Origin of the sequence: Pseudophaeobacter sp. 1A09344, from assembly GCF_041008745.1 — a bacterium.
Classification (GTDB): Bacteria; Pseudomonadota; Alphaproteobacteria; order Rhodobacterales; family Rhodobacteraceae; genus Phycobacter; species Phycobacter gallaeciensis_A.
In genome coordinates this window covers 420,233-442,366 of sequence record NZ_JAXGFS010000001.1, presented here as the reverse complement: position 1 = coordinate 442,366, position 22,134 = coordinate 420,233, and the positions used below count along the sequence as shown (strand labels likewise).

The 22,134-nt window shown below is 61.8% G+C and carries 24 protein-coding genes and 1 tRNA gene; 9 read left to right on the top strand and 16 right to left on the bottom strand.

Translation table 11 applies throughout. From position 1 onward, the window contains the following. The first annotated feature begins 32 nt into the window (after positions 1 to 32). Positions 33 to 1,055, top strand: coding sequence for a betaine--homocysteine S-methyltransferase (gene bmt / locus SM765_RS02005; protein WP_065273380.1), 1,023 nt, complete (start codon positions 33 to 35; stop codon positions 1,053 to 1,055). A 104-nt stretch (positions 1,056 to 1,159) separates the two neighbouring features. On the opposite strand, the gene SM765_RS02000 is transcribed toward bmt, so the two are convergent. Together SM765_RS02000 and SM765_RS01995 are read right to left on the bottom strand one after the other, a co-directional pair. Beyond that, positions 1,160 to 1,378 (bottom strand): DUF6500 family protein, encoded by a 219-nt coding sequence (locus tag SM765_RS02000; protein ID WP_065273379.1) that lies wholly within the window; start codon positions 1,376 to 1,378, stop codon positions 1,160 to 1,162. Positions 1,379 to 1,421: 43 nt separating this feature from the next. Then, positions 1,422 to 2,501 (bottom strand): PA0069 family radical SAM protein, encoded by a 1,080-nt coding sequence (locus SM765_RS01995; RefSeq protein WP_274836901.1) that lies wholly within the window; start codon positions 2,499 to 2,501, stop codon positions 1,422 to 1,424. A gap of 221 nt (positions 2,502 to 2,722) precedes the next feature. On the opposite strand from SM765_RS01995, the gene SM765_RS01990 reads away from it, so the two are divergent. Then, entirely contained in the window at positions 2,723 to 3,424 is a 702-nt protein-coding gene (locus SM765_RS01990) for a corrinoid protein (protein WP_065273377.1), read from the top strand. A gap of 1 nt (position 3,425) precedes the next feature. Further along, the gene (locus SM765_RS01985; protein ID WP_274836898.1) at positions 3,426 to 4,151 is read left to right on the top strand and encodes a DUF1638 domain-containing protein; all 726 of its coding nucleotides are present in this window, start codon (positions 3,426 to 3,428) and stop codon (positions 4,149 to 4,151) included. 30 nt (positions 4,152 to 4,181) lie between these two features. Here SM765_RS01985 and SM765_RS01980 read toward each other — a convergent pair whose 3' ends face one another. After that, positions 4,182 to 4,811, bottom strand: a complete 630-nt coding sequence (locus SM765_RS01980; protein WP_274836896.1) for a glutathione S-transferase family protein — start codon at positions 4,809 to 4,811, stop codon at positions 4,182 to 4,184. A 97-nt stretch (positions 4,812 to 4,908) separates the two neighbouring features. Here SM765_RS01980 and SM765_RS01975 point away from each other — a divergent pair, with 97 nt between their 5' ends. Continuing rightward, positions 4,909 to 5,622: a helix-turn-helix transcriptional regulator gene (locus tag SM765_RS01975; RefSeq protein ID WP_274832104.1), complete on the top strand. Its 714-nt coding sequence runs from the start codon at positions 4,909 to 4,911 to the stop codon at positions 5,620 to 5,622. A gap of 18 nt (positions 5,623 to 5,640) precedes the next feature. On the opposite strand, the gene SM765_RS01970 is transcribed toward SM765_RS01975, so the two are convergent. Continuing rightward, positions 5,641 to 6,051 carry a SufE family protein gene (locus SM765_RS01970; RefSeq protein WP_274827959.1) on the bottom strand — a complete coding sequence of 137 codons (411 nt, stop codon included), beginning with the start codon at positions 6,049 to 6,051 and terminating at the stop codon, positions 5,641 to 5,643. A 135-nt stretch (positions 6,052 to 6,186) separates the two neighbouring features. On the opposite strand from SM765_RS01970, the gene SM765_RS01965 reads away from it, so the two are divergent. Continuing rightward, a complete protein-coding gene (locus tag SM765_RS01965; RefSeq protein ID WP_065273373.1) occupies positions 6,187 to 6,696 on the top strand; it encodes a hypothetical protein in 510 nt (169 codons plus the stop codon). A 113-nt stretch (positions 6,697 to 6,809) separates the two neighbouring features. Here the strand turns inward: SM765_RS01965 and rnd are convergent, their stop codons facing one another. The 4 genes from rnd to SM765_RS01945 all read right to left on the bottom strand — a co-directional run bounded on the left by rnd (position 6,810) and on the right by SM765_RS01945 (position 10,785). After that, on the bottom strand, positions 6,810 to 7,967 hold the full coding sequence (gene rnd / locus SM765_RS01960; RefSeq protein WP_274836895.1) for a ribonuclease D: 1,158 nt from the start codon (positions 7,965 to 7,967) through the stop codon (positions 6,810 to 6,812). Positions 7,968 to 8,050: 83 nt separating this feature from the next. Next, positions 8,051 to 8,647, bottom strand: a complete 597-nt coding sequence (purN, locus tag SM765_RS01955; RefSeq protein WP_065273372.1) for a phosphoribosylglycinamide formyltransferase — start codon at positions 8,645 to 8,647, stop codon at positions 8,051 to 8,053. Further along, entirely contained in the window at positions 8,644 to 9,690 is a 1,047-nt protein-coding gene (gene purM / locus SM765_RS01950; RefSeq protein ID WP_274836893.1) for a phosphoribosylformylglycinamidine cyclo-ligase, read from the bottom strand. Before purM ends, purN begins: the two co-directional genes overlap by 4 nt. A gap of 126 nt (positions 9,691 to 9,816) precedes the next feature. After that, the gene (locus SM765_RS01945) at positions 9,817 to 10,785 is read right to left on the bottom strand and encodes an MBL fold metallo-hydrolase (protein WP_274833869.1); all 969 of its coding nucleotides are present in this window, start codon (positions 10,783 to 10,785) and stop codon (positions 9,817 to 9,819) included. A 119-nt stretch (positions 10,786 to 10,904) separates the two neighbouring features. Here SM765_RS01945 and SM765_RS01940 point away from each other — a divergent pair, with 119 nt between their 5' ends. Beyond that, positions 10,905 to 11,834, top strand: a complete 930-nt coding sequence (locus SM765_RS01940) for a LysR family transcriptional regulator (protein ID WP_274836892.1) — start codon at positions 10,905 to 10,907, stop codon at positions 11,832 to 11,834. A 37-nt stretch (positions 11,835 to 11,871) separates the two neighbouring features. Next, a tRNA-Ile gene (locus tag SM765_RS01935) sits at positions 11,872 to 11,947 on the top strand. A 151-nt stretch (positions 11,948 to 12,098) separates the two neighbouring features. On the opposite strand, the gene SM765_RS01930 is transcribed toward SM765_RS01935, so the two are convergent. From SM765_RS01930 to SM765_RS01895, 8 genes are read right to left on the bottom strand one after another with little or no spacing between them, the layout of a single operon-like run. Then, positions 12,099 to 12,824: an SDR family NAD(P)-dependent oxidoreductase gene (locus SM765_RS01930; protein ID WP_274836891.1), complete on the bottom strand. Its 726-nt coding sequence runs from the start codon at positions 12,822 to 12,824 to the stop codon at positions 12,099 to 12,101. Beyond that, entirely contained in the window at positions 12,821 to 13,594 is a 774-nt protein-coding gene (locus tag SM765_RS01925) for a cyclase family protein (RefSeq protein WP_274836889.1), read from the bottom strand. Before SM765_RS01925 ends, SM765_RS01930 begins: the two co-directional genes overlap by 4 nt. Further along, the gene (locus SM765_RS01920) at positions 13,591 to 14,841 is read right to left on the bottom strand and encodes an SDR family NAD(P)-dependent oxidoreductase (protein WP_274836888.1); all 1,251 of its coding nucleotides are present in this window, start codon (positions 14,839 to 14,841) and stop codon (positions 13,591 to 13,593) included. Before SM765_RS01920 ends, SM765_RS01925 begins: the two co-directional genes overlap by 4 nt. Further along, positions 14,838 to 16,007 (bottom strand): thiolase family protein, encoded by a 1,170-nt coding sequence (locus SM765_RS01915; RefSeq protein WP_368981401.1) that lies wholly within the window; start codon positions 16,005 to 16,007, stop codon positions 14,838 to 14,840. The genes SM765_RS01920 and SM765_RS01915 overlap by 4 nt, the downstream gene beginning before the upstream one ends. Continuing rightward, positions 16,004 to 17,608 carry an AMP-binding protein gene (locus SM765_RS01910; RefSeq protein WP_274833859.1) on the bottom strand — a complete coding sequence of 535 codons (1,605 nt, stop codon included), beginning with the start codon at positions 17,606 to 17,608 and terminating at the stop codon, positions 16,004 to 16,006. Before SM765_RS01910 ends, SM765_RS01915 begins: the two co-directional genes overlap by 4 nt. Further along, positions 17,605 to 18,078, bottom strand: a complete 474-nt coding sequence (locus SM765_RS01905; RefSeq protein WP_274833856.1) for an aromatic-ring-hydroxylating dioxygenase subunit beta — start codon at positions 18,076 to 18,078, stop codon at positions 17,605 to 17,607. Before SM765_RS01905 ends, SM765_RS01910 begins: the two co-directional genes overlap by 4 nt. After that, a complete protein-coding gene (locus SM765_RS01900) occupies positions 18,075 to 19,415 on the bottom strand; it encodes an aromatic ring-hydroxylating dioxygenase subunit alpha (protein ID WP_274836885.1) in 1,341 nt (446 codons plus the stop codon). Before SM765_RS01900 ends, SM765_RS01905 begins: the two co-directional genes overlap by 4 nt. 10 nt (positions 19,416 to 19,425) lie before the next feature. Further along, a complete protein-coding gene (locus SM765_RS01895; protein ID WP_274836884.1) occupies positions 19,426 to 20,370 on the bottom strand; it encodes a PDR/VanB family oxidoreductase in 945 nt (314 codons plus the stop codon). A 90-nt stretch (positions 20,371 to 20,460) separates the two neighbouring features. Here SM765_RS01895 and SM765_RS01890 point away from each other — a divergent pair, with 90 nt between their 5' ends. Beyond that, on the top strand, positions 20,461 to 20,934 hold the full coding sequence (locus SM765_RS01890) for a MarR family winged helix-turn-helix transcriptional regulator (protein ID WP_274832092.1): 474 nt from the start codon (positions 20,461 to 20,463) through the stop codon (positions 20,932 to 20,934). A gap of 117 nt (positions 20,935 to 21,051) precedes the next feature. After that, positions 21,052 to 22,074: a TRAP transporter substrate-binding protein gene (locus SM765_RS01885; RefSeq protein ID WP_274836883.1), complete on the top strand. Its 1,023-nt coding sequence runs from the start codon at positions 21,052 to 21,054 to the stop codon at positions 22,072 to 22,074. Positions 22,075 to 22,134: the final 60 nt, after the last annotated feature.

Genomic DNA, 22,134 nt, shown 5'->3' with positions numbered 1-22,134 from the left:
CAGTGCCAACCCTTTGACGGGACCGATCAGCGATGACCAACACCTTTATTCAGCTCCTGCAAGACAAAGACGTGCTGCTGGCCGACGGCGCCACCGGCACCAACCTGTTCAATATGGGCCTGCAATCGGGCGATGCGCCCGAGCTGTGGAACACCGACGAGCCGAAAAAGATCATGGCGCTTTATCAGGGTTCGGTCGATGCGGGCAGTGATCTGTTCCTGACCAACAGCTTTGGCGGCACCGCTGCCCGCCTGAAACTGCACGACGCCCAGGGCCGCGTGCGCGAGCTGAACCGCGCCGCTGCGGAACTGGGTCGCGAGGTCGCCGACAAGGCCGGGCGCAAGATCGCAGTCGCGGGCTCGGTCGGCCCCACCGGTGAAATCATGCAGCCGGTCGGGGAACTGTCGCACGCGCTGGCGGTGGAAATGTTCCACGAACAGGCCGAAGCCCTGAAAGAAGGCGGCGTCGACGTGCTCTGGCTGGAAACCATTTCCGCCCCTGAAGAATTCCGCGCCGCGGCCGAGGCGTTCAAACTCGCGGATATGCCCTGGTGCGGCACTATGAGCTTTGACACCGCCGGGCGCACCATGATGGGCGTCACCTCCGAAGCGCTGGCGCAGCTGGTCGAGGAATTCGACAATCCGCCGCTCGCCTTTGGCGCCAATTGCGGCACCGGCGCCTCAGACATCCTGCGCACGGTGCTCGGCTTTTCGGCGCAGGGCACCGAGCGGCCGATCATCTCCAAGGGCAACGCCGGCATTCCGAAATACGTCGATGGCCACATCCATTATGACGGCACGCCCGAACTGATGGGCGAATACGCGGTGATGGCGCGCGATTGCGGCGCCAAGATCATCGGCGGCTGCTGTGGCACCATGCCCGAGCATCTGCGCCACATGCGCGCCGCGCTGGACAGCCGCCCGCGCGGTGACCGCCCCACACTGGAGCAGATCGTCGAAGTGCTTGGCCCCTTCTCCTCGGCCAGCGATGGCACCGGTGAAGATGCCGCTGCTGCCGGTGAGCGCCGCACCCGCCGGGGTCGCCGCCGCGGCTAAGCTTCCCCCTCTTTATTCTATGAAACGGCGGTCCAATCCCGGGCTGCCGTTTTTCGTTTCACCGATTGCAACCCTGTTCAGCGGGTTCCGTGCCCCGCAAGCGCCTAAAGCCCATCCGCCACCATGGCTCGAACCTTCACTGCCTTTTCGAAATGATCCAGCTGGTGCGTCTCGATCCACCAGGTAGCCGCCTCCATCAGCAGAGCGGGATCATCATTGCGATTGGCGAAAAAGGCATAAAAGGACAGGCCGACACCGGCCCCCTTCTGAGCAATTTTACGGTCGCAGACCGTAAGGATCTTCTGACGCAGCTCGGCGCGCATAGCTCACTCCCATTCCCACATTCCAGTGCCCAGACCGGCCCGGTCAAAACAGCGCCAGCTGATCCCCGGCCTGCGCCGGGCGCGCAAAGAGATCGCAGCGCTGCGGTTCAGACCTCTCGGTCAGGCCCAGACGCTTGCAGGCGGCGCGAAACCGGCGCCCGATCATTCCGGCATATTCGCCCGTGCCCCGCATCCGCTCACCCCAGCGCGGATCATATTCCCGCCCGCCGTGCATCTCCCGCAGACGGGCCATAACCTTGGCCGCGCGGCCCGGCACGTGCAAGGACAGCCATTCCTGCCATAGTTCGGACACTTCGCGCGGCAGGCGCAGCATGATCCAGCTGGCAGCATCGGCGCCCGCCTCGGCCCCGGCAGCAAGCAGCGCCTCAATCTCGTGATCGGTCAATCCCGGCACGATGGGTGACGTCATGACCCGCACCGGGATCCCCGCCTCCGACAGGCGGCGGATCGTGGCCAGCCGCCGGGCGGGTGATGGCGCCCGTGGCTCCATCCGGCGGGATAGGTCCGGATCCAGCGTCGTGACCGAAATGCCAACCCGTACCAGCCCCAGCGCGGCCATCTCTGACAGAATGTCGATATCCCGCTCGACCAGCGCTCCCTTGGTGACGATGGCCACGGGGTGCCGGAAATCCCGCAGCACCTTCAGGCAGCTGCGGGTGATCTCCAGATCCCGTTCACAGGGCTGGTAGGGATCGGTGTTGGTGCCGATGGCGATCGGCGCCACCTTGTATCGCTTCGCGCAGAGCTCCTTGCGCAGCAGCTCGGCGGCATTGGGCCGCGCGATCAGCTGGGTTTCGAAATCCAGCCCCGGTGACAGGCCCAGATAGGCATGCGTGGGCCGCGCAAAACAATAGATACAGCCATGTTCGCAGCCCCGATACGGATTGATAGAGCGATCGAAGGGAAGATCCGGCGAGCGGTTGTAGCTGATGATGGATTTCGCCGTTTCCTGCCGGATTTCGGTGGGAATCACCTCCGGCGGCGCCTCTTGCTCCCAGCCGTCATCGACCGCGATTCTCGGAAGATCGAACCGGCCTGTCGCATTGCTGACACTGGCGCGCCCTTTGCGGCGCATGTGGGGTTGGTCGCTTTCGATACTCATGCGCCAAGGATGACAGAGCGATAGGAACAAATAAAGAACAAACAAGCAAACGCGAAGATTTCCTTGCGAAATCTTCATTATCATTCGGCATCTTTTCCGCCTATAGGTCGGTTCGGATAAAGGCAGTGTCGCAAATAATGCAGTTTCGCTGCGTCATTCTGGCCCATTAGTCGGTGAATAAGGCCAAGCCGGGGATACCCCGCCAGTCAAGGAACAAGCCCATGTCGGAAGAAGAAGACGAAATCATCCTGGCGGAACTGGATGACGAGGAACTCGTTCAGCAGATGTTCGACGACCTCTACGATGGAATGAAAGAAGAGATCGAAGAAGGTGTGAATATCCTTCTGGAACGCGGCTGGGCGCCCTACAAGATCCTGACCGAAGCGCTGGTCGGCGGCATGACTATCGTCGGCGCCGACTTCCGCGATGGCATCCTGTTCGTGCCCGAAGTGCTGCTGGCCGCAAACGCGATGAAGGGCGGCATGTCCATCCTGAAGCCGCTGCTGGCAGAAACCGGCGCGCCGCGCATGGGGTCGATGGTGATCGGAACGGTCAAGGGCGACATCCACGACATCGGCAAGAACCTTGTGTCGATGATGATGGAAGGCGCAGGTTTCGAAGTGGTGGATCTGGGCATCAACAACCCGGTCGAAAACTACCTGGAAGCTCTGGAAGAGCACCAGCCCGACATCCTCGGCATGTCGGCTCTGCTGACCACCACCATGCCCTATATGAAAGTGGTCATCGACACGATGGTCGAACAGGGCAAGCGGGACGATTACATCGTTCTGGTTGGCGGCGCCCCGCTGAACGAAGAGTTCGGCAAGGCCATCGGCGCAGACGCCTATTGCCGTGATGCGGCTGTTGCGGTGGAAACCGCCAAGGACTTCGTCGCGCGCAAGCACAACCAGATGAGCGCCTGATTTGGCACGCAAAGGACGCGCAGCCCGCCTGAATGAGCGGGCTGCCTTCCGCCCCCCAACCGGGCGCAGTCTCGATACCGCCTCCCTTGCGGAACAGGGGCTGGCCGCCCCCGAGAAAAAGACCGGGCGCATCCTGCTGATCGGATGTGGCGCCCTGGCCCGGGAAATCCTTGATATCAAGGAAAAGAACGGTCTGGATCACATGGATCTGACCTGCCTGCCCGCGAAACTGCATATCTATCCCGACAAGATCACCGAAGCCGTCGAGGAGGCGGTGCTGAAACACCAGCAGGTCTACGACCAGATCTATGTGGTCTATGCCGATTGCGGCACTGGCGGTACGCTCGAAAAGCGCTGCGCGGAACTGGGCGTGGAACTGGTGCCCGGCCCGCATTGCTATGCCTTTTTCGAGGGAAACGAAGCCTTTGCTCAAAAGGCTGACGAGGGCGAAATCACCGCCTTTTACCTCACCGATTTTCTGGTCAAACAGTTCGACGCCTTTGTCTGGCGTCCCATGGGGCTGGATAAGCACCCCGAGCTGCGCGACATGGTGTTCGGCAATTATACCAAGCTGGTCTATCAGTCCCAGATCAGCGATCCCGCGCTGGTGGAAAAGGCCCGCGCCTGCGCAGATCGCATGGGGCTGGAATTTGAACACCGCCACACCGGCTATGGCGATCTGGAAACCGCGATCCGGCGCTGGGGCGCTAGGGACACGCAGGACTGACCTACGCGCCCCCAATTTGGCCCCTTTCGCTCAGGCGCTTTGCAACGCACCGAGCTCCGCCACCGCGTTAGCCTCGTAGGCTGCCAGCGCCGAACCATCCAAGGCATCGCCAACCCGTTTGACCCAGGCCTTGATCGCAGGACTGTCCGGCATCAGATGGGGCGCCCATTGAAAGGGTGAAGCCAGAAGGATGTCTGCAATACTAATGTCCTCTCCCAGCAGGAACGGCCGATCCTTCAAGCCCGCCTCCAGTGCGGAGCAAACCTCTGCCATCCCGCGAAAATTCCCGGTGATCGCCGGATGGTCAATGCCGGAGAAGGCGGACACGATGACGGGTTCCATGACGCCGCCATAATAGCTCATCCAGCTTAGGAAGCTCCCACGCATAGGCGTGCCGATCTTCGGGCTTAGCGGCTGACCGAAGAGTTCATCCAGGTACATCATGATCGCGGCGCTTTCGCGGACCTCTTGCCCGTCATCGGTGATCAGATAGGGCACCTTGCCTTCGGGATGGACATTGCGCGGGTCGTGACGCCCGGTGCCATCACCGCGTGCGACATCTACGATGACGACATCGACCGCCTCCAGCTTGCCGATCAGTATGAGCTGGGCAATCACGCGAGAGGAACGGCTGTTGGGGGAATGAAAGAGAGTGGGCATATCCATGACCTTCGTGTTGATGGGTTGCTGATGACGCAGCTATGCCGTTACCCTCTTGCCAATTTCTGTCAGGATGTTTCCGGGTACAATCTCCCCCATGGCCAAAAGCGACCGACTGTTCCGACTACTGCATCTGATCCGGGGTCTGCGCCCGCCGGTGACGGCCGCGCGGCTTGCTGCTGCAATGGAGGTGTCCGAGCGCACGATCTATCGCGACATCGACAGCCTGCGCGCAGCCGGGGCCCGGATCGAAGGCGAGGCAGGTCTCGGCTACACCATGACCGAGGACCCTGCCCTGCCTCCACAGACCTTTAACCAGATCGAACTGGAGGCCCTGATGCTGGGTCTGGCGGATGTGAACCAGCGCGGTGATGCGGATCTGGCGCAAGCGGCAAATGATGCATTGATCAAGATTCTGGCCACCCTGCCCCAACGCCAGCAGCGCCAAGCGATGCATGCGGTCAATCTGGTGCACCGGTTCAACACCCCGCCGCAGCCGACGATCGACATGACCCTGCTGCGCGAGGCGATGTGGGCAGAGGAAGCGCTGGATATCGGTTATCGCGATCTGCAGGACGCGCGCACGCAGCGTCGGATCTATCCGCTGGCACTCTCATACAACGATCGCGTGGTGATGCTGCTCGCCTGGTGCTGCAAACGGCGGGATTTCCGTTTCTTTCACGTCACCCGCATCGAAGGCTACGAGCAAACCGGCGAAAGCTTTCGCCCGCGCAGGGTTGCCCTGCTCAGGGAGTTTATCGAACAGCTAAAGGCGCGCTGTGAACCATCCCAGACAGAGTCCCTTTCATAGGCGCAGATCAGGGGCGGATCAGGACGCGGCGGCGGCGGTCTCGCGGATCCGCTCGATCATGGCGCGCAGACCGTTGGAGCGCTGCGCCGAAAGGTGATCGTTCAGCCCCAAGCGGCCCAGTTCAGCCTTGGCATCCACGGCCAGAACCTCGGCCAGCGTCAACCCATTATAAAGCGACCGCAGAACCGAAATCAGACCACGCACGATCATCGCGTCGCTGTCGCCGTCAAAATGGAACCGGCCGTCTTCGATCACCGGGTGCAGCCAGACCTGACTGGCGCAGCCTTCGACCTTGGTTGCGGGGACCTTCAGCGCATCGTCCAGCGGGGTCATTTCCTTGCCCTGATCGATGACATGGCGATAGCGGTCTTCCCAGTCTTCCAGGAATTCGAAGTCCTCGACGATCTCTTCAAATGCGGCGCTGGCCATGAAAGGACAATCCCCTGTTGGTTACGGTGCGAGCAGATCAGCAGTTATGCGGCTGGCCCGGTCTTTTCAACCGCTTTTCAACGCAGCAGCAATCGGGTAACCACAATCAGGGAGAACTCAAACGGGCAGGACATCATGCGCAAACCCCTTTCACTACTCTTGGCCAGTGCAATTGTTCTGGCGGGCTGCGGCGGCTGGCGTGACTCCCGCATCAACCCGAGCAACTGGTTCGGCAGCTCCCGTGTGGCTGAGGCCCCGGTAGACGGCGACGTGAACCCGCTGATCCCCGAAAAGGTCGGCAATGGCCTGCTCGACAAACCCGAGGCCGAGGACCGCAGCGTTCTGATCGCCGAGGTCAGTGAATTGCGCATTGAAAAGACCCCCACCGGCGCCATCGTCTATGCCACTGGTGTTGCCTCGCGGCTGGGCGCCTTTGATGTCGAGATGCGCCCGGTGCCGAATGACGATCCTGCCGTTCTCGAATATGATTTCCGGGTGGTCTATCCCGAAGACGCCACCGCCGTGGGCAGTGCCTTCAGCCGCACCCTGCGCGCTGCGGTCAGCCTCGGAAGGCAGGATCTGGCGGGCATTCGCACGATCCGCGTCAACGGATCCGGCAACGCCCGCGAAAGCCGCCGTCGCTGATCAGGCGCCGTACGCGAACAGGCTGCTGCCCTTTGTACCCGCGCTTAGACCCTGACGACCACCAAAGGTTCGTCAGGGCAATGTGAGAGATTTTTCGCAGGAACGGGTGCCGCTTAGAGGGAAACAACCTTCACGGATTGCCCATGCGCCGCCAGCGCGATTTCCCCGTCACACAGACGCAGCGCATCGGCGCCAAAGACTTCGCGGCGCCAGCCCGTCAGGGCCGCCACATCGCGCTGCCCGGCGGCGATAGCATCCAGATCAGCGCTAGGCGCGATCAGCTTGGCTGCGACGCCTGAACTTTCGGTCTTTGCCTTCAGCAGTACCCGCAGCAGGTCCGCAAGCGCCGGATTGACCTGCAGTTTTTCACGGCTGCGGTCGGGTTTGGGCTGTTTTTCCGGCGGGCAGTTCACACCGCGGCCAACTGCCTCCAAAATACCTTCGGCGATGGCGCCCTTGCGGGCCTCACGTAGCAGCAGGCGCGAGCCCCCCAGATCCGATCCGGTGCGCGGTTTGGTCGAGGCCAGCTCGACCAGTGCGTCGTCCTTGAACACACGGTTGCGCGGCACGTTGTTACGCTGTGCGTAATCTTCGCGGAAGGCCGCCAGCTCGCGCACCACGGCCAGGAATTTACCCGAGGTGGTGCGGGTCTTGATCCGGCGCCAGGCCTCTTGCGGGCGAATGTCATAAGTAGCTGGGTCGGTCAGAACCTGCAGTTCCTCGGCCACCCAATGGCTGCGACCGCTGCGGTCCAGCTCAGCGGCGAGGTATTCATAGATCCGGCGCAGGTGAGTCACATCCGCCAACGCATAGGTTTTCTGCGCATCACTCAGCGGGCGGCGAGACCAGTCGGTAAACCGCGAGGTCTTGTCGAGCCCCTGTTTCACGATCTTGCGCACCAGAGTTTCATAGCCCACCTGTTCGCCAAATCCGCAGACCATGGCGGCCACCTGAGTGTCGAACAGCGGTTTCGGGAAAACGCCCGCATCGACCCAGAAAATCTCCAGATCCTGCCGCGCGGCATGGAACACCTTCACCACGCTTTCATCGCGGAACAGCGTGTAAAGCGGCTCCAGCGACAGACCGTCGGCCAGCGGATCGACCAGCACCGCGTCCGTTTCACCATCGCCGGAAAACGCCAGCTGGATCAGGCACAGCTTGGAATAATAGGTTCGCTCGCGCAGGAACTCGGTATCCACCGTCACATAATCATGCTTGGCAGCCTCCTGACAGAAGGCAGTCAACTCTTCGGTGGTGGTGAGTGTTTTCATCGGTCGCGGCTTTTCTTTATATTTCATGCGTATCACCCGGTGATACGCCCTTGGTTCCTGCATTGCAAACGGCGCGGGAAAGATCAGTCGATCAGAACCGGTGTCCGGTCCCCGGCTGCGTAACGACGCAGCACTGCCGGATACAGCAGGTGTTCCTTGACCAGAACTCGCTGGGCCAGATCCTCGGGCGTGTCCCCCGGTAAGATCGGAACCCGCGCCTGCCCCAGAACCGGACCATCATCCAACGCGGGCGTGACCTCGTGCACGGTGCAGCCGTGTTCCTTGTCACCTGCCTCAAGCGCGCGTGCGTGGGTGTGCAGCCCCTTGTATTTGGGCAGCAGCGACGGGTGAATATTCAGCATCCGGCCCTGAAACTGCGACACGAAACCAGCGGTCAGAACCCGCATGAAACCGGCAAGGCAAACGATATCAGCGCCCGCCTCCAGAATGGGTTTGACCAGCTCCGCCTCAAACGCCTCGCGGTCGCCCTTGAACGGGCGGTGATCCACCACTGCGGTGGCGACACCAGCAGCGGCGGCCTTTTTCAGCCCGCCCGCATCGGCATTGTTGGACAGCACCAGACAGGGGCGCGCCGGATGGTCTCCGGTCATGCTTTCCAGCAGCGACACCATATTGGAGCCGCCGCCCGAAATCAGAATGGCAACCTTCTTGTGGCTCACAGCAGCTTGCCCGAGTAACGCATACCCTCGCCCTGGGTCACGGAGCCAAGGCGGCTGACGGTCTCGCCTTCGCCTTCCAGAACCTCGGTCAGCGCATCTGCGCGGTCGGCAGAGACCGCCAGGATCATGCCAATGCCGCAGTTGAAGGTCTTCAGCATCTCAGCCTCGGCGATGCCGCCGGTTTCCGCCATCCATTTGAACACCGGCGGCAGCTCCCAGGCGTTCAGATCGATATCAGCGCCCAACCCTTCGGGCAGCACGCGCGGCAGATTCTCGGTCAGACCGCCGCCGGTGATATGGGCCAGCGCGTGCACGCCCCCTGCCCGTACCGCCGCCAGCGATTGTTTCACGTAAAGCCGGGTCGGAGTCAGCAGCGCCTCACCAAGTGTACCCTCGGCAAAGGGACAATCGGCATCCCAGCCGAGTCCCGACACTTCAACCAGCTTGCGCACCAGCGAATAGCCATTGGAATGCACCCCATCCGAGGCCAGCCCCAACAGGACATCCCCCTCTTCCACGCCCTCGGGCAGCGCGGTGCCGCGCTCCATCGCGCCGACGGCAAAGCCCGCAAGGTCAAAGTCGCCCTCAGGATACATGCCCGGCATTTCTGCCGTCTCACCACCGATCAGCGCGCAACCAGAGCGCACGCAGCCCTCGGCGATACCTTCGATGATGCGTGCTGCGGTTTCTGTTTCCAGCTTGCCGGTGGCGAAATAGTCCAGGAAGAACAACGGCTCGGCACCTTGACAGACCAGATCGTTGACGCACATGGCAACCAGATCGACGCCGACGCCGTCCACAACACCGGTATCAATGGCAATGCGCAGCTTGGTGCCCACGCCATCGGTGGCACCGACCAGGATCGGATCATTGTACCCGGCGGCTTTCAGATCAAACAGCGCTCCAAAACCGCCCAGACCGCTCATCACGCCAGAGCGATTGGTGCGTTTCGCGGCCGGCTTGATCCGGTCCACCAATGCATTTCCTGCATCAATGTCCACACCTGCATCCGCATAGGTCAAACCGTTCTTGCCGCTGGTCATCGCTTGGCTCCTTTAGAAACGTTGCGCAGCCTTTAACGCAAGGCGCTTCGGAAGGGAACAAGGGAATCTGCCGCGCCGCAAGAGGCAGCACGGCAAACCTGTCAAACTGCGTCTCTCACGCCCGGATTACAGGCCGAATTGCCAAGGTGCCTGATGAAACCGGAAGTCTTCACCTGAACGCTTCACCTTGCCGAGCCCCGGGAAGTCCAGATGCATCCCGACAACCAGCAGATCATCCGCCGCAGCCCGGTCGAACATCTGCCGCCGTGTCTGCGCCGCCAGCGCCTGATCGACGTCAAAGGGAATGGTCCAGTCCGGCTCGGCGAATTGCAGGGCGGCGCTGTGAACAACATCGCCCCAGAACAACAGCGCCTCGCTGCCCGCATCCAGCATGAAGCCGGTGTGTCCCGGTGTGTGGCCGGGCAGCGGCACCGCGCTCAACCCCTTGGCTGCCTCAGCCTCGCCCGTCAGTAGTTTCAGACGGTTTGCGTAGGGTGCGACGCTGCTGCGGGCCATCTGGAAGAAGCCGCGGCTTTCTTCGGGCACCGCAGCCAGAACTGCCTCATCGTGCCAATAGTCCCACTCCGCCGCAGCCACCGCCAGTTCCGCATTGGCAAAGGCGGCACGGCCATCCGGCGTCAGCAATCCACCGCTATGGTCAGGGTGGATATGGGTCAGCAGCACGGTCGTAATCTGCTCAGGCGTCACACCCGCCGCTGCCAGGGCCGCAGGCAGCGCGCCCAGATCAGGTCCCATCAATTGCGCCGTCCCGGTATCGATCAGGGTATATTCACCGCCCTGCTCCACCAGATAGCCATTGACCGGGATTTCCAGACCTTTCGCATTTTCGCGATAAAGAGAGCCTGCCAGCGCCGCCTCTGCCTTGGCCGCGTCATATCCGGTGAACATTTCCGGCTTGAGCGCCAGATGCCCATCCAGCAACGCCGTGATCCGCGCATCGCCCAGAGTGAACTGATGCAGCACCGGCGCCGACCCCCGCGGCGCCGCAGCCGCAGGAGAAAACAACGCCGGAGCTGCAGCCGCCGCCGGGGCGACCGCAGCGGCTTTCAAAAGGGTTCTTCGGGTGATAGTCATAAGACACTCCAATATCTGATAAGGGGAATTTCCCCGCCCCCGTGAGATATGCCCTGCATATCGCGGGCATCAGTCTCAAAAGTCAGATACCCGTCATAAGCATTGCTAATAGGCACACCATGGACCGGCTTTCACTTCTGGAAACATTCGTCGTGGCACTGGATGAAGGCAGCCTGAACCGCGCAGCGCAGCGCCGGGGTATGACCCAATCCGCCGTCAGCCAGCAGATCAAGCAACTGGAGAGCCTACTGGGCCAGCAACTGCTGCACCGCAGTGCTCGCGGGGTGCAGGCCACCCGCGCCGGGGACCTGGTCTTTACCCACGCCCAGGGACTGCTGGGTGGCTATGACCGGCTAACAGCCGAGCTGGACAGCCTGAACGCCAGCGTCTCCGGTACCTTTCGCATCAGCACCAGCACCTTCCTTGGCCGCAGCGTGGTCGGACCGCTTCTTCTGGAGCTGGACCGGCAATACCCCGATCTAGACATCGTCATGCGGTTGGAGGACCGGCTGGTCGATGTGGTGCGCGAGAATTACGATCTTGCCATCCGCAGCGGCAAGCTGGGCAGCACCGATGGCGTGGGCCGCAAGATCGCGGAGTTGGAAACCGTGCTCTTTGCTTCACCAGCCTATCTTGATGACGTGGGGCGACCGCAGCAGCCCGAAGACTTGATAAGGCTTAAGTTCATCCAGCTGCACGAAGACCAGACCGAAGGTTTCTTTCCGCTGCACCGTGATGGCCAGGAAGTCCTGGCGCCGATCCGGGTTGGTTTCACGGCAGACGATCCCGAACTCATCATTCAGGCGGTGACCAACGGCTCTGGCTACACCCGCGCCCCGCGTCCTTTCGTCGAGGACCAGCTGCGCGATGGCACCTTCGAACAGGTGCTGCCGGAGTACAACGCCCCGGACAAGGACGTCTTTGCGGTCTTCCCCTCGCGCCACAGTATCGACCGGCGGCGGGAACTGGTGATCGATGGAGTGACCGAGCGCCTGACCCAGATACACCGCCGAGCGGCGCAGCCGAGACCCGCGACAATCATCGCTTGACCTTACCCGCGCCATTTCCTAACCACTTGCTTACGGCGGGCCTGTAGCTCAACGGTTAGAGCAGAGCGCTCATAACGCTTTGGTTGCAGGTTCGAATCCTGCCGGGCCTACCACACCACCAATGACTTCCCTCAAAGCCGCCGTCCCCCTGCGCATCAATCCGCTTTCTTGCGGCGCAGCACCGCGGTCGCACAAGCCGTCAGCGGTCGTACTTTTGCTTTAGAATTGCAGTGCTTTTTTTCAATCGCTACGGAGCAGCCCCGATCAAAGCGACATCGCCCCGACGCTGCCGCCACCGCAAACATACAGGGTCTGACCGGTGACAAACCCGTTCTCCGGATCGCAAAAGAACAGAAAGGCGTTCGAGATATCGCGCACCGTGCCGAGACGCCCCACCGGAATGCGCTTCGCCAGCTCTGCCTCACGGTCGCTGCCCTTGGGAATGATCCCCCAGAAGTTATCGGTCTGCACGGGGCCGGGAGAGACCACATTCACCGTGATGCCATGCCCGGCAAGCTCAAGCGCCCAGGTGCGGGCCATGCCGATGATCCCCGCCTTGGTCGCCGAGTAGGCCGTGCGCGTCGGCACACCAAGTGCCGCACGCGAGCCGTTGAAAAGAACGCGTCCAAAACCGCGCGCCTTCATCGCAGGCAGGAAGGCCTGCAACAGCGTCAGCGGGGCCGCAAGGTGCAGCTGCGTTAGCCCGGCCAGATCGTCGGGCGATGCCTCTTCCAGCAGATTGGGCCAGATCATCCCGGCATTGTTAACCAAATGCGTCACGTCATGATTGGCAGCGATTTCTGCTGCGGCCTGCGCCGTGGCGCTTGGGTCCAGCAGGTCGACCTCCACGTGGTGCAGGCCCGGATCCGACCACTCAGGCGCGCCGCGTGACAGGGAGACAACCGTGTATCCCCTAGCAATCAGGCGCTGCCCCAGATCGGCGCCAATGCCCTTGCTGCCGCCCGTGATCACGGCTGTATACTTGCTCATGTCGTCACCATTGCCAGCACGCGCAGGGGGCTGCCCGTACCGCCTTTAATCTTGAGAGGGGGGGCAATCAGCAGCGCGCCCGTGGGGGGCAGCTGATCCAGGTTGCGCAGGCATTGCAGCCCGAATTTGCCTGCCCCATGAAGCAAGTAATGCGCCGGATAGGGTGGCACGTAATGAACGCCCTGACCGGCATCGGTGCCAACGGTTTCGGTGCCAAAGCCGCGAATATCGCGTTTCAGCAGCAGTTCGATCGCTGCCGGGCTCGGCCCCGGTGAATGCGGCCCGTCCTCTGCCATGTTGAGATAGGCTGCCCCGCTGCGCTTGGACCAATCGGTGCGCATCAGGACCCAGCTGTCGGCAGGGATTTCTCCGTGTTCGGTTTCCCAGGCTTCGATGATCTCTGGCGTCAGTTCGAAATCGTCATCCTTGGCCGCCCCTTCGGAACAATCGATCACCACGACCGGGCCCACAAAGACTCTCGGGTCGATCTCATCCACTGCGCCATTGGGTACATCCTTGCCCGACACCCAATGGATGGGGGCATCAAAATGCGTGCCGGTATGTTCATTGAGGGTCAGGTTGTGCCACTTCCACGCGGGTCCGCGATGATCATAGGCGCTGACCTCTTCCATGCGGAAGCGGGCACATTGGCCAAATTCCGGCGGCAGGATGATCACCGGGAAATCCGGGTCCAGCGTATGGGTCAGGTCCACGATACGCGCCGCACCTCTGCCCAGCGCCACCGCCACATCTGCAATAAGATCGTTCATGATCCGCCTCCGGTCATTTCCCGTTCCAGCAGCAGGGCATCCGCCTGCCAGCGCGCATAGTGATCACGGGCAATGTCGCCACAGGTGACCTCTTCCAGCCCATCAACCAGCCCGCCGACGACCGAGCGCGCCACGGCGTTCGGCGTCACCTTGGGCGGCGGCAGCGGCTGGAACCAGGCATCGCCCTCAATAGGGCCGATATAGACATTCATCACGCGCAAGCCGCTCTGGCGGAATTCGGCGCGCAGGCTTTGCGAGATCGACCGTGCCGCCGCCTGGGACGCGCCAAATGAGCCAAAGCCTGGATCCGGCACCAGCGCATGCACCGAGAGGATATTCACAAAAGCCGCCGCCGAGTTGGTGCCATCCTGCACCCGCGCCGCCATGCCGGGGCCAAACCCCTGCGCCAGCCGCATAAGTCCCAAGGTGTTCACCTCGAAACTGTCGCGGGCAAAACCCGTGTCATTGCCCATGATCCCGCCGGGGCGCACGAAACTGGCCGTGTTGATCAGGATATCGACCTTGCCGCCGATCTCGGCCGCCAGTTTTTCAATCGACATCACATCCGTCACGTCCAGCGGCAGCAGAGAGACGTCTTCCATCGCTTCAAAGGCCGCGCGTTCCGGCCAGCTGCGCCAGGCTTCAGGCTCTCCCAGGAACACATGGGAGGCACCGGCCTTGAGCAGAGCCTGCGTCAGGGCTAGGGCCACCGGCGCGCGCGCGTCACTGATCAGCACGCGGCGGTATTTCGGGTCGGACGACATTGCCCGCAGCACGGGATCATCTTGCATCGCGGTACTTCCTTTCTGCGGCAGCGCAACCAATACGCCCTGCCCGGCCCTGTCCAGTTTCAACGCCATGCGCACCGCATCGCCGCGACCGACCTCGCCATGCAGATGGCAATTCAGCATCGGCCCGGCATCGAGTTTCACCGCACCCATGCGCCAGGGCATCCGTTCACGGAAATAGGGTTCGGGCGACACACGGATCGTGGTTTCAGCCATCACCGTGCCGGATGGATCCACATCCTGCCAAGGCAGATCAGTGGACAGGCATTTGTGGCAGGCATCGCGTGGCGGATATTGCACCGCCTGGCAGTCTGCACAGACCTGCAGGCCAAAGCGCCCTTGAGCGGCCATCACACCCAACCCCAACGCGGCCCGGCTGCGCGTGGCGGGGGGCAGCACCGGCACGGTGGTGCGTTTTTGCGGGTCTTTCTTTTTCGGTGGGACCAGTGGTTCGCTCATGTCGTCCCTCCTTCGATCACGGCGGCAGAGGAACACAGGCCCCGGTCATAATTGATCACGCCAAAGCCCGACACGGCCGCGCGGCGGGCGCCCTCGACCTGGGTTGGTCCCGCTGTGCCCGTCACCTGCCGCAGTGCTTCGACCAGTCCAAGATAGCCGCCTGCGGCTCCGGCTTGCCCGACGGACAGCTGCCCGCCCGAGGTGTTATGCGGGAAATCGCCGCCGATGGTCAGATCGTGGCGGCGCACGAATTCCGCGCCCTCGCCCTTGGCGCAGAACCCCAGATCCTCGAACTGCATCATGCAGATCACCGGGTAATCATCATAGGTTTGCAGGACGTCGATCTCGTCAGGGCCATGGCCCGCCATCTGCCACAGCTCGTCCACGTCCACGGCCCAGCCGCCACGCAGCTGCATGGGATCCTCAGGAAAGGCATTGGTGCGCTCAATGGTGGCGCTGATGCGGGCAAAGGGCAGCCCCTTGGCCACGGCCATCTCTTCGCGCATCACCACAAAGGCCTCAGCGCCTGCGCAGGGCATCACGCAGTCAAACAGGCCGATCGGGTCCGAGATCATGCGGCCGTCAAGGTATTGATCGAGGCTCAGCGGTTTTTTCATGATCGCCTGCGGGTTCTTCAGGGCATTGGCCCGCTGCGCCACCGCGATGCGGCCAAAATCCTCACGCGTGGCGCCAAATTGTTGCATATAGGCGTCCTGCAACAGCGCAAAGCTGGCGTTGGGGCCGCCGAACCCATAGGGAAAGGTCGCATCCATCGAGAACCGCGAAAAGGCGGACAGAAGGGTGCGGAAACTGTCGATCCGGTTGGTATCCCCCGACACGCAGGCGATGACATCGGCATCGCCGCATTGCACCGCGCGCGCCGCCCGGCGCAGGGCGGCAACGCCGCAGGCCCCGCCCATCGGAACGGTATCGAGCCACCGGGGCGAAAGGCCGAGATGCTGCGTCAGGCCAACAGGCGTGTCGGGCGCCAGCGTGAAGCTCGAGACCGAAAGCCCGTCCAGTTGCTGCGGTGTCATGCCGATCACGTTCAGCGCCTCGCGCAGGGCGCGGGCGATCCACCAATGGGCGGTTTCATTGGTGTAGCGCACATAGGGCACCGACACCGGCGCGGTCAGCACAACCCCGTCATAGGGCAGACGGCTCATGCCGCGCTCCGCTTTTTCAGATGGCGAGTGTCGACGGTCTGGGGATCCTTCAGCAGCTCAGCCGCGCGCGTCTTCAACACCGCCCGTTGCAGTTTCTGGGTCGCGGTGACGGGCAGGTCTTCGACAAAGGCGATGTAGCCCGGCGCCTTGTAATAGGCCAACTGCGTCAGGCACCATGTGGTAATCTCTTCTGCAAGCTGCGGACTGGCGGCATCCCTGGGAACAATGCAGGCAAAGACCTCGTCCCCCCTGATCTCATCGGGGACAGCGGCGACCGCGACCCCGGCAATGGCCGGATGGCGAGCCAGGATGGATTCCACCTCGACCGCCGCGATGTTTTCCCCGGATCTGCGGATCACGTTCTTCTTGCGGTCGACGAAATACATCGTGCCATCCGCCGCGCGCCGCACGATATCGCCGGTGTGAAACCAACCGCCTTCCCAGGCCTCATCCGTGGCTTCGGCGTTCTTGAAGTATCCCGCAAAGAAGCCCTTGCGCGGATCCGGCCCGGCGTGACGTACCAGCAATTCGCCCTGATCGGCATCGGCGCCGCTGTCATCCACCAGCCGTGCCTCGACCGTGTCCTGCGGCCAGCCGATGCAGGAGGTGCCCACATTGCGCGGTTCGCGGTTGGCACAAACGGTGGCCCCTGCCCCGGTTTCGGTCATCGCCCAGGCCTCGGTCAGGGCAAAGCCGAAGCGTTCTTCGAAGGGGGCATGGAGTTTGGGATCAATCCCTGCGCCAAACCCGAAGCGTACCGAGTGATTGCGATCCTCCGCGCAAGGCTCCGCCCCCATCAGCATCGAGGGCATCACGCCCAGATAATGCAGGCAGGTTGCCCGGCTGCGGCGCACCGAGTCCCACCAGCTGCGTGGATGGAAACGATCCAGCGCCGTCAGGCAGCCGCCCACGGCAACCATCGCCATGAAGGAAAAGGCCATGGCGTTCATGTGAAAGATCGGCAGCGGCGTGATCATCCGCTCGCCATCCGTGTTCAGCGCACAAACACCGGTTGCGGTGCTGTACCAGCGGCCCGCCTCGATGAAATACTCATCGGTCAGGATGCAGCCCTTGGGCTGCCCGGTGGTGCCCGATGTATAAAGGAGCGCCGCCTCCGCATCGCCATTACGCGCGGCGATGGCCTCGGTTGTGACGGCCTTCGGCATCGGTTCCCCAAGTGTCACCACAGGCATCTGAACCTTGGCCGCCTCAGCGGCGCTGCGCAGCTCGTCCGCGCGACTGGCCAGCGACAGGGCCAGAACAGGTTCGCCGTGCGCGATCATGTATTCCATTTCAGCGGCGCGCAGATCGGGGTTCACGGGAACAACAGAGATCCCGAGCGCATTGAAGGCCAGCCACCACAGGAAATAGCTGGGCCGGTTCTCCAGCAAGACCATAACGCGCTGACCCTTGACGTATCCGGCAGCCTCAATCTCTGCGACATGGTCCTGCACCGTCTTCAGGGCCTCGGCGTAGGTGATTTCGCCTGCGTCGATCCCGTAGATCTCTGCCGTCTCTGGCAGCACATTCAGGAACGGACGGTCGGGCCAGCGGGCGGCGCTTTCTGCAAAGGCGCCAAAAACGGTCTGTGCGGTGATCATGGCAGCAACTGAATATTGCGGAAGGCTGCGTCGCAATTGAGGAGATCAACCCGCTTGCCCGCAATCCGAAGCGCCCCGTCCACTAGGGCCAGATCATGCCGTACGGTCAGGGCCAGCAGCTGCTGCTCGTCCAGACGCGTCTCCACGTAGTGCATGGAGGTATTGGTCACGAAGCGGTCTTCGCCCATCTCGTCCACGAATGGGCGCTGAATGACATGATGACAACGGCTTTTGGGCTTTTGGCTGAAGGTGCGCGCGCCGTTCAGACGCTCGACCCGCAGCTTCAGCATGAACATGTCCTCGTATAGAAGCGAGGTCTGATTGATCGGATCGGTCTGTTTGTAGTCAAGCGGCATCCAGTAGATGCCGTCGGGCAGCCAGAGCGACAACCACTCGTCATAGCGCCCCTCGTCCAGCATCCGCACCTCGTCATAGATGAAATCGATCAGCTGATCCCGTGTGACAGTCATTCCGCCACCCCCTGCTCCGAGGCATCATAGGTCATGAACTTGGCCCAGGCGTTGAACTGGTTGCGCATCTGGCGTTCGGTGGTGCCGTTGTGGACGGCTTCCTCGCTGAAATCCTCGTCCTCTTCGAGCAATCGCTGGACGTTGACCCATTCCATACCGTCGGCGTGCAATCCTTCCTGCGCGCGCTCGTACATCTCAAGGTCGTCATGCCCCACAATCGAGGTGGGCGCATTGATCATGCGGTTGTACATCGCCGTGCGGGCGGTCAGCGCGTCTGGCGCCCCAACCAGACGGTAGATGTAGCTTTCCACGATGGTCTTGTCGGCCGCGAGCGGGATGAAGACCCGCAGCTGCTGGATCGGTCCCTTGATCATGATATTGGGGAAATAGAGGGTGTTGTGACGGTTGTCGTCGAGAATGGCCTTGGCCCGCTCCTCTCCGTAGCTTTCCGTCAATGCTTCGAAATACCCCGGAATGGCGGAGTAGTCCGAGTGGATCGAATGGCTGACGCCCGTGTGCCCATGCCCATTGGGCCAGGTGCGGATACCCATGCCCTCGAAGAACTCATAGGGAGACATGAAGGGCGCGATGATCTCCATCGCCGGGGGCTTGGGCGTGCCTTCCGGCAGGTCCAGATCTTCGTATAGCTTCACTGCGGTTCCGGCGCTGCTTTCATGCGCGACCATTGGATGGCAGGTGTCGGTCTGGTTCTCGACCAGCATTTTCCAATTGCAGTGATGCAGATAACGCAGCGGCGGGCCGACCACCTCAAGCCGACCTTCGGGCGAGCGGTCCACCATATTGTCGAGCGAGCTGAGGCTGTCGCCAAAGAACTCCTCGAAGCTGATGCCCTCTTCGGCCAGCCGCGCAAAGATGAAGCCGCGGTAGTTCTTGACGGCGCCGACCGCCTTCATGCCCTTGCCGCTTTCGGTCTCTTCAAGGCCGGTGCCCTCGTATCCCTTTTTGAGTGGGATCGCGAGCAGGCAGCCATCTGTCTTGAAGGACCACGCGTGATAGGGGCAGCGGAAGAATTTACCGGTATTGCCCTGCCGGTCGATGACGATCTTGGTGCCCTTGTGCGGGCAGCGATTATAAAGGACGTGAATGTCATCCGCCTTGTGACGCACCTGGATGACTGGCTGATCCCCGATCTGGGTGGCGAAGTAATCGCCCTTGGCCGGGGTCTGGCTTTCGTGGCCGACAAATACCCAGGAATTGGCAAAGACGTGCTTCATCTCAAGCTTGAAGATGTCCTCGTTGATATAGACATCCCGGTGCACCTGATGGGGCTGCACAAGGGACGCCGCCGCAGTTGGGTTTCCTGAATAGCTGACCATGTCCGTTCCCCTATATATCCAGCACCAGCCGCGCGGATTTCGCACGGCTCACGCATATCTGCATCACATCACCAGCGGCGCGTTCCGCTTCGCTGAGCACAACATCGCGGTGATCCGGCACGCCCTCGATCACATCGCATTGGCAGATGCCGCAATCGCCGCGCTGGCAATCGTAAAGGACATCGACGTCATGCTCCTCCAGCACCTCCACGATGGTTTTGTCCGCAGGGATGGTGAAGACCCTGCCATCGTTGATCTGCACCTCAAAGGCGCTGTCACCCTCCTGCGCCTCGGCTGCGGTGAAGAGTTCAAAATGCACATGATCCGCTGGAATACCGGCACCTTCGGCCTTGGCGCGCACCGCATCCAGCAACCCGCGCGGACCACAGACGTATAGATGCGCATCCCCCAGCCCACTTATGAGAGCATCCAAATCCAGCGCGCTCGTGTCATCATCGCAATGCAGGTGAAACGCCTCGCCCAAGGTGTCCGCCAGCCTCTCGTGATAGGCCATGGCGGCACCCGTGCGGCCCGCATAGTGGAACGCGAATCTCTGGCCTGCCGCCTGCAAGGCCGCCGCCATCGAAATCATTGGCGTGACCCCGATACCGCCCGCCAATAGAACAGCCGGGGCGTCCAGCTTCACCGGGAAATCATTCTTGGGCGCTGCGAAAGTGACAGGATCGCCCACCGTCAGCGCATGCATCGCCTTGGAGCCACCCTGCCCCTCGTCTTCGCGCTGAACGGTGATGCGGTATTCCTTCGGCGCGGACATCATGTCAGCATCAAACGCCACCAGCGAATAGGCGCGGGTTCCGCCCGGCACGTCGAACTCGACATGCGCGCCAGCCTCCCATTCGGGCAACACGCGACCATCTGTTGCAGCCACTATCAGGCTGCTGATACGGTCGGTCAGCGGTGTAACCTCCAGTACGACACCATCAATTTTGCTCACGGGAGTCCTCCTTTTGAAAGAATATGAAATTTCATATAACTCAGGTCAAGACATTTCTGGGCTTCGCCTTGGCGCATGCTGGGTGGACCTATGACAATGCCAGTGAGCCCGGATGGCGCACCGGGGTTTGTGAGCAACTACCTGCTTTATCTGCTTGCTGCCGCCAGCGAAGGGGCCAGTGCCCAGTTTCACGCCCAAGTCCGCAGCTCGGGCCTGCGCGTGCCGGAATGGCGGGTGCTGGCCTGCCTGCACGACTGCGAAGGCGCGATGATCACGCAGCTGGCCCGGATCGCGCTGGTTGAGCAATCCCGCCTGACCCGCATCATCGCCCAGATGGAGAAGCGCGGACTACTGATCCGCCAAAGCGATCCCGAAGATGGCAGACGGGTCCGCGTCTTTTTGACGCCGGAGGGGCGCGCGTTGACCAACAGGCTCGTTCCACAGGCACAAGCCCATGAAAAGGCCTTGCTAGAACGCCTGACAGAGCACGGCGGACACCACCTGAAGCCCATACTGCATGCATTGCTGAACACCCTGGAAGAGGACGCGCCAGAGAAGCTTTAAGCAGAAAATAGTTTTCAAGACGGCAAAAATGGAGTTACATGAAAACGCATATACCTTCCGAATTGGGGCGCTAGACCCTGAAAATGGTATGAATCCAACATTCTGGGAGACACTCCAATGACCAAGCTAACCAAGATTCTGGCCAGCGCCGCCGTTGCGATCAGCATGGGAACCAGTGCATTTTCTGCCGAACCGATCACCATTTCCACATGGCTGCCGCCCACCCACCCGGTGAACACTGAGATGTTCGCTCAGCTGGGCGAGATGATGTCAGAGGCGACAGACGGCGCCGTGACGACCGAGCTGAAGAGCGGCCTTGCCTCGCCGCCTGCGCAGATGGATCTGGTCCTTGATGGCATCGCGGATGTGGCAATCCTGTTTCACGGTTACACGCCCGGACGGTTCGTCGGCACCAAGCTGGTCGAGATCCCCGGCTACGAGGGCAACGCCGAAGCCTCCTCGGTCGCTCATTGGCGGGTGCACGAAGCCATTCTCAAGGACCTGAACGAGCATCGCGGCGTAAAGGTCATCGCGCTGACGACCCACGGCCCGGGGCAGATCCACTCGAACAAAGAGGTCAACACCCTGGCCGATCTGTCTGGCCTCAAGACACGTTTGGGCGGTGGTGTCTCCGCAGACGTAGGCGCGAAACTGGGTCTTGTCGGCATTCAGGTGCCTGCCCCCAAGGTCTACGAGACGCTTGATTCCGGCGCTGCAGATGCGGTTGCCATGAACCTTGGCGAACGTATCAGCTTCAAACTGAACGAAGTTGCCAAGAACGTGTATGAAATGCCCGGTGGTTTTTATCGTGGCTCCTTCTCGGTCATCATGAGCCAGGAGAAATTCGACAGCCTGCCCGCCGATGTGCAGGAGGCCCTCGACAGCAAGGTCTTCGGCGAACCCGCATCGCGGATGATGGGCGCGGTCTGGGACAAAAGCGACGCAACCGCACGCAAGCTGACCCAGGACACCGCGGACAATAAGATCGTTGAGGCCAGCGCGGAAGATCAGGCAGCCTTTGCCGTCATGGCCGCAGAGGTCCGCGACAAGATCATCGCAGAGGTGACAGCCGCAGGCGTCGACGGGCAAGCCGCCTATGACATGATGGTCAAGGAAATGGCCGCCGCGTCCGGCAAGTAAACGATCCGGAAAACGGGACCGGCGCACAGATGGGCGCCGGTCCTTTCATATCCTACTGCG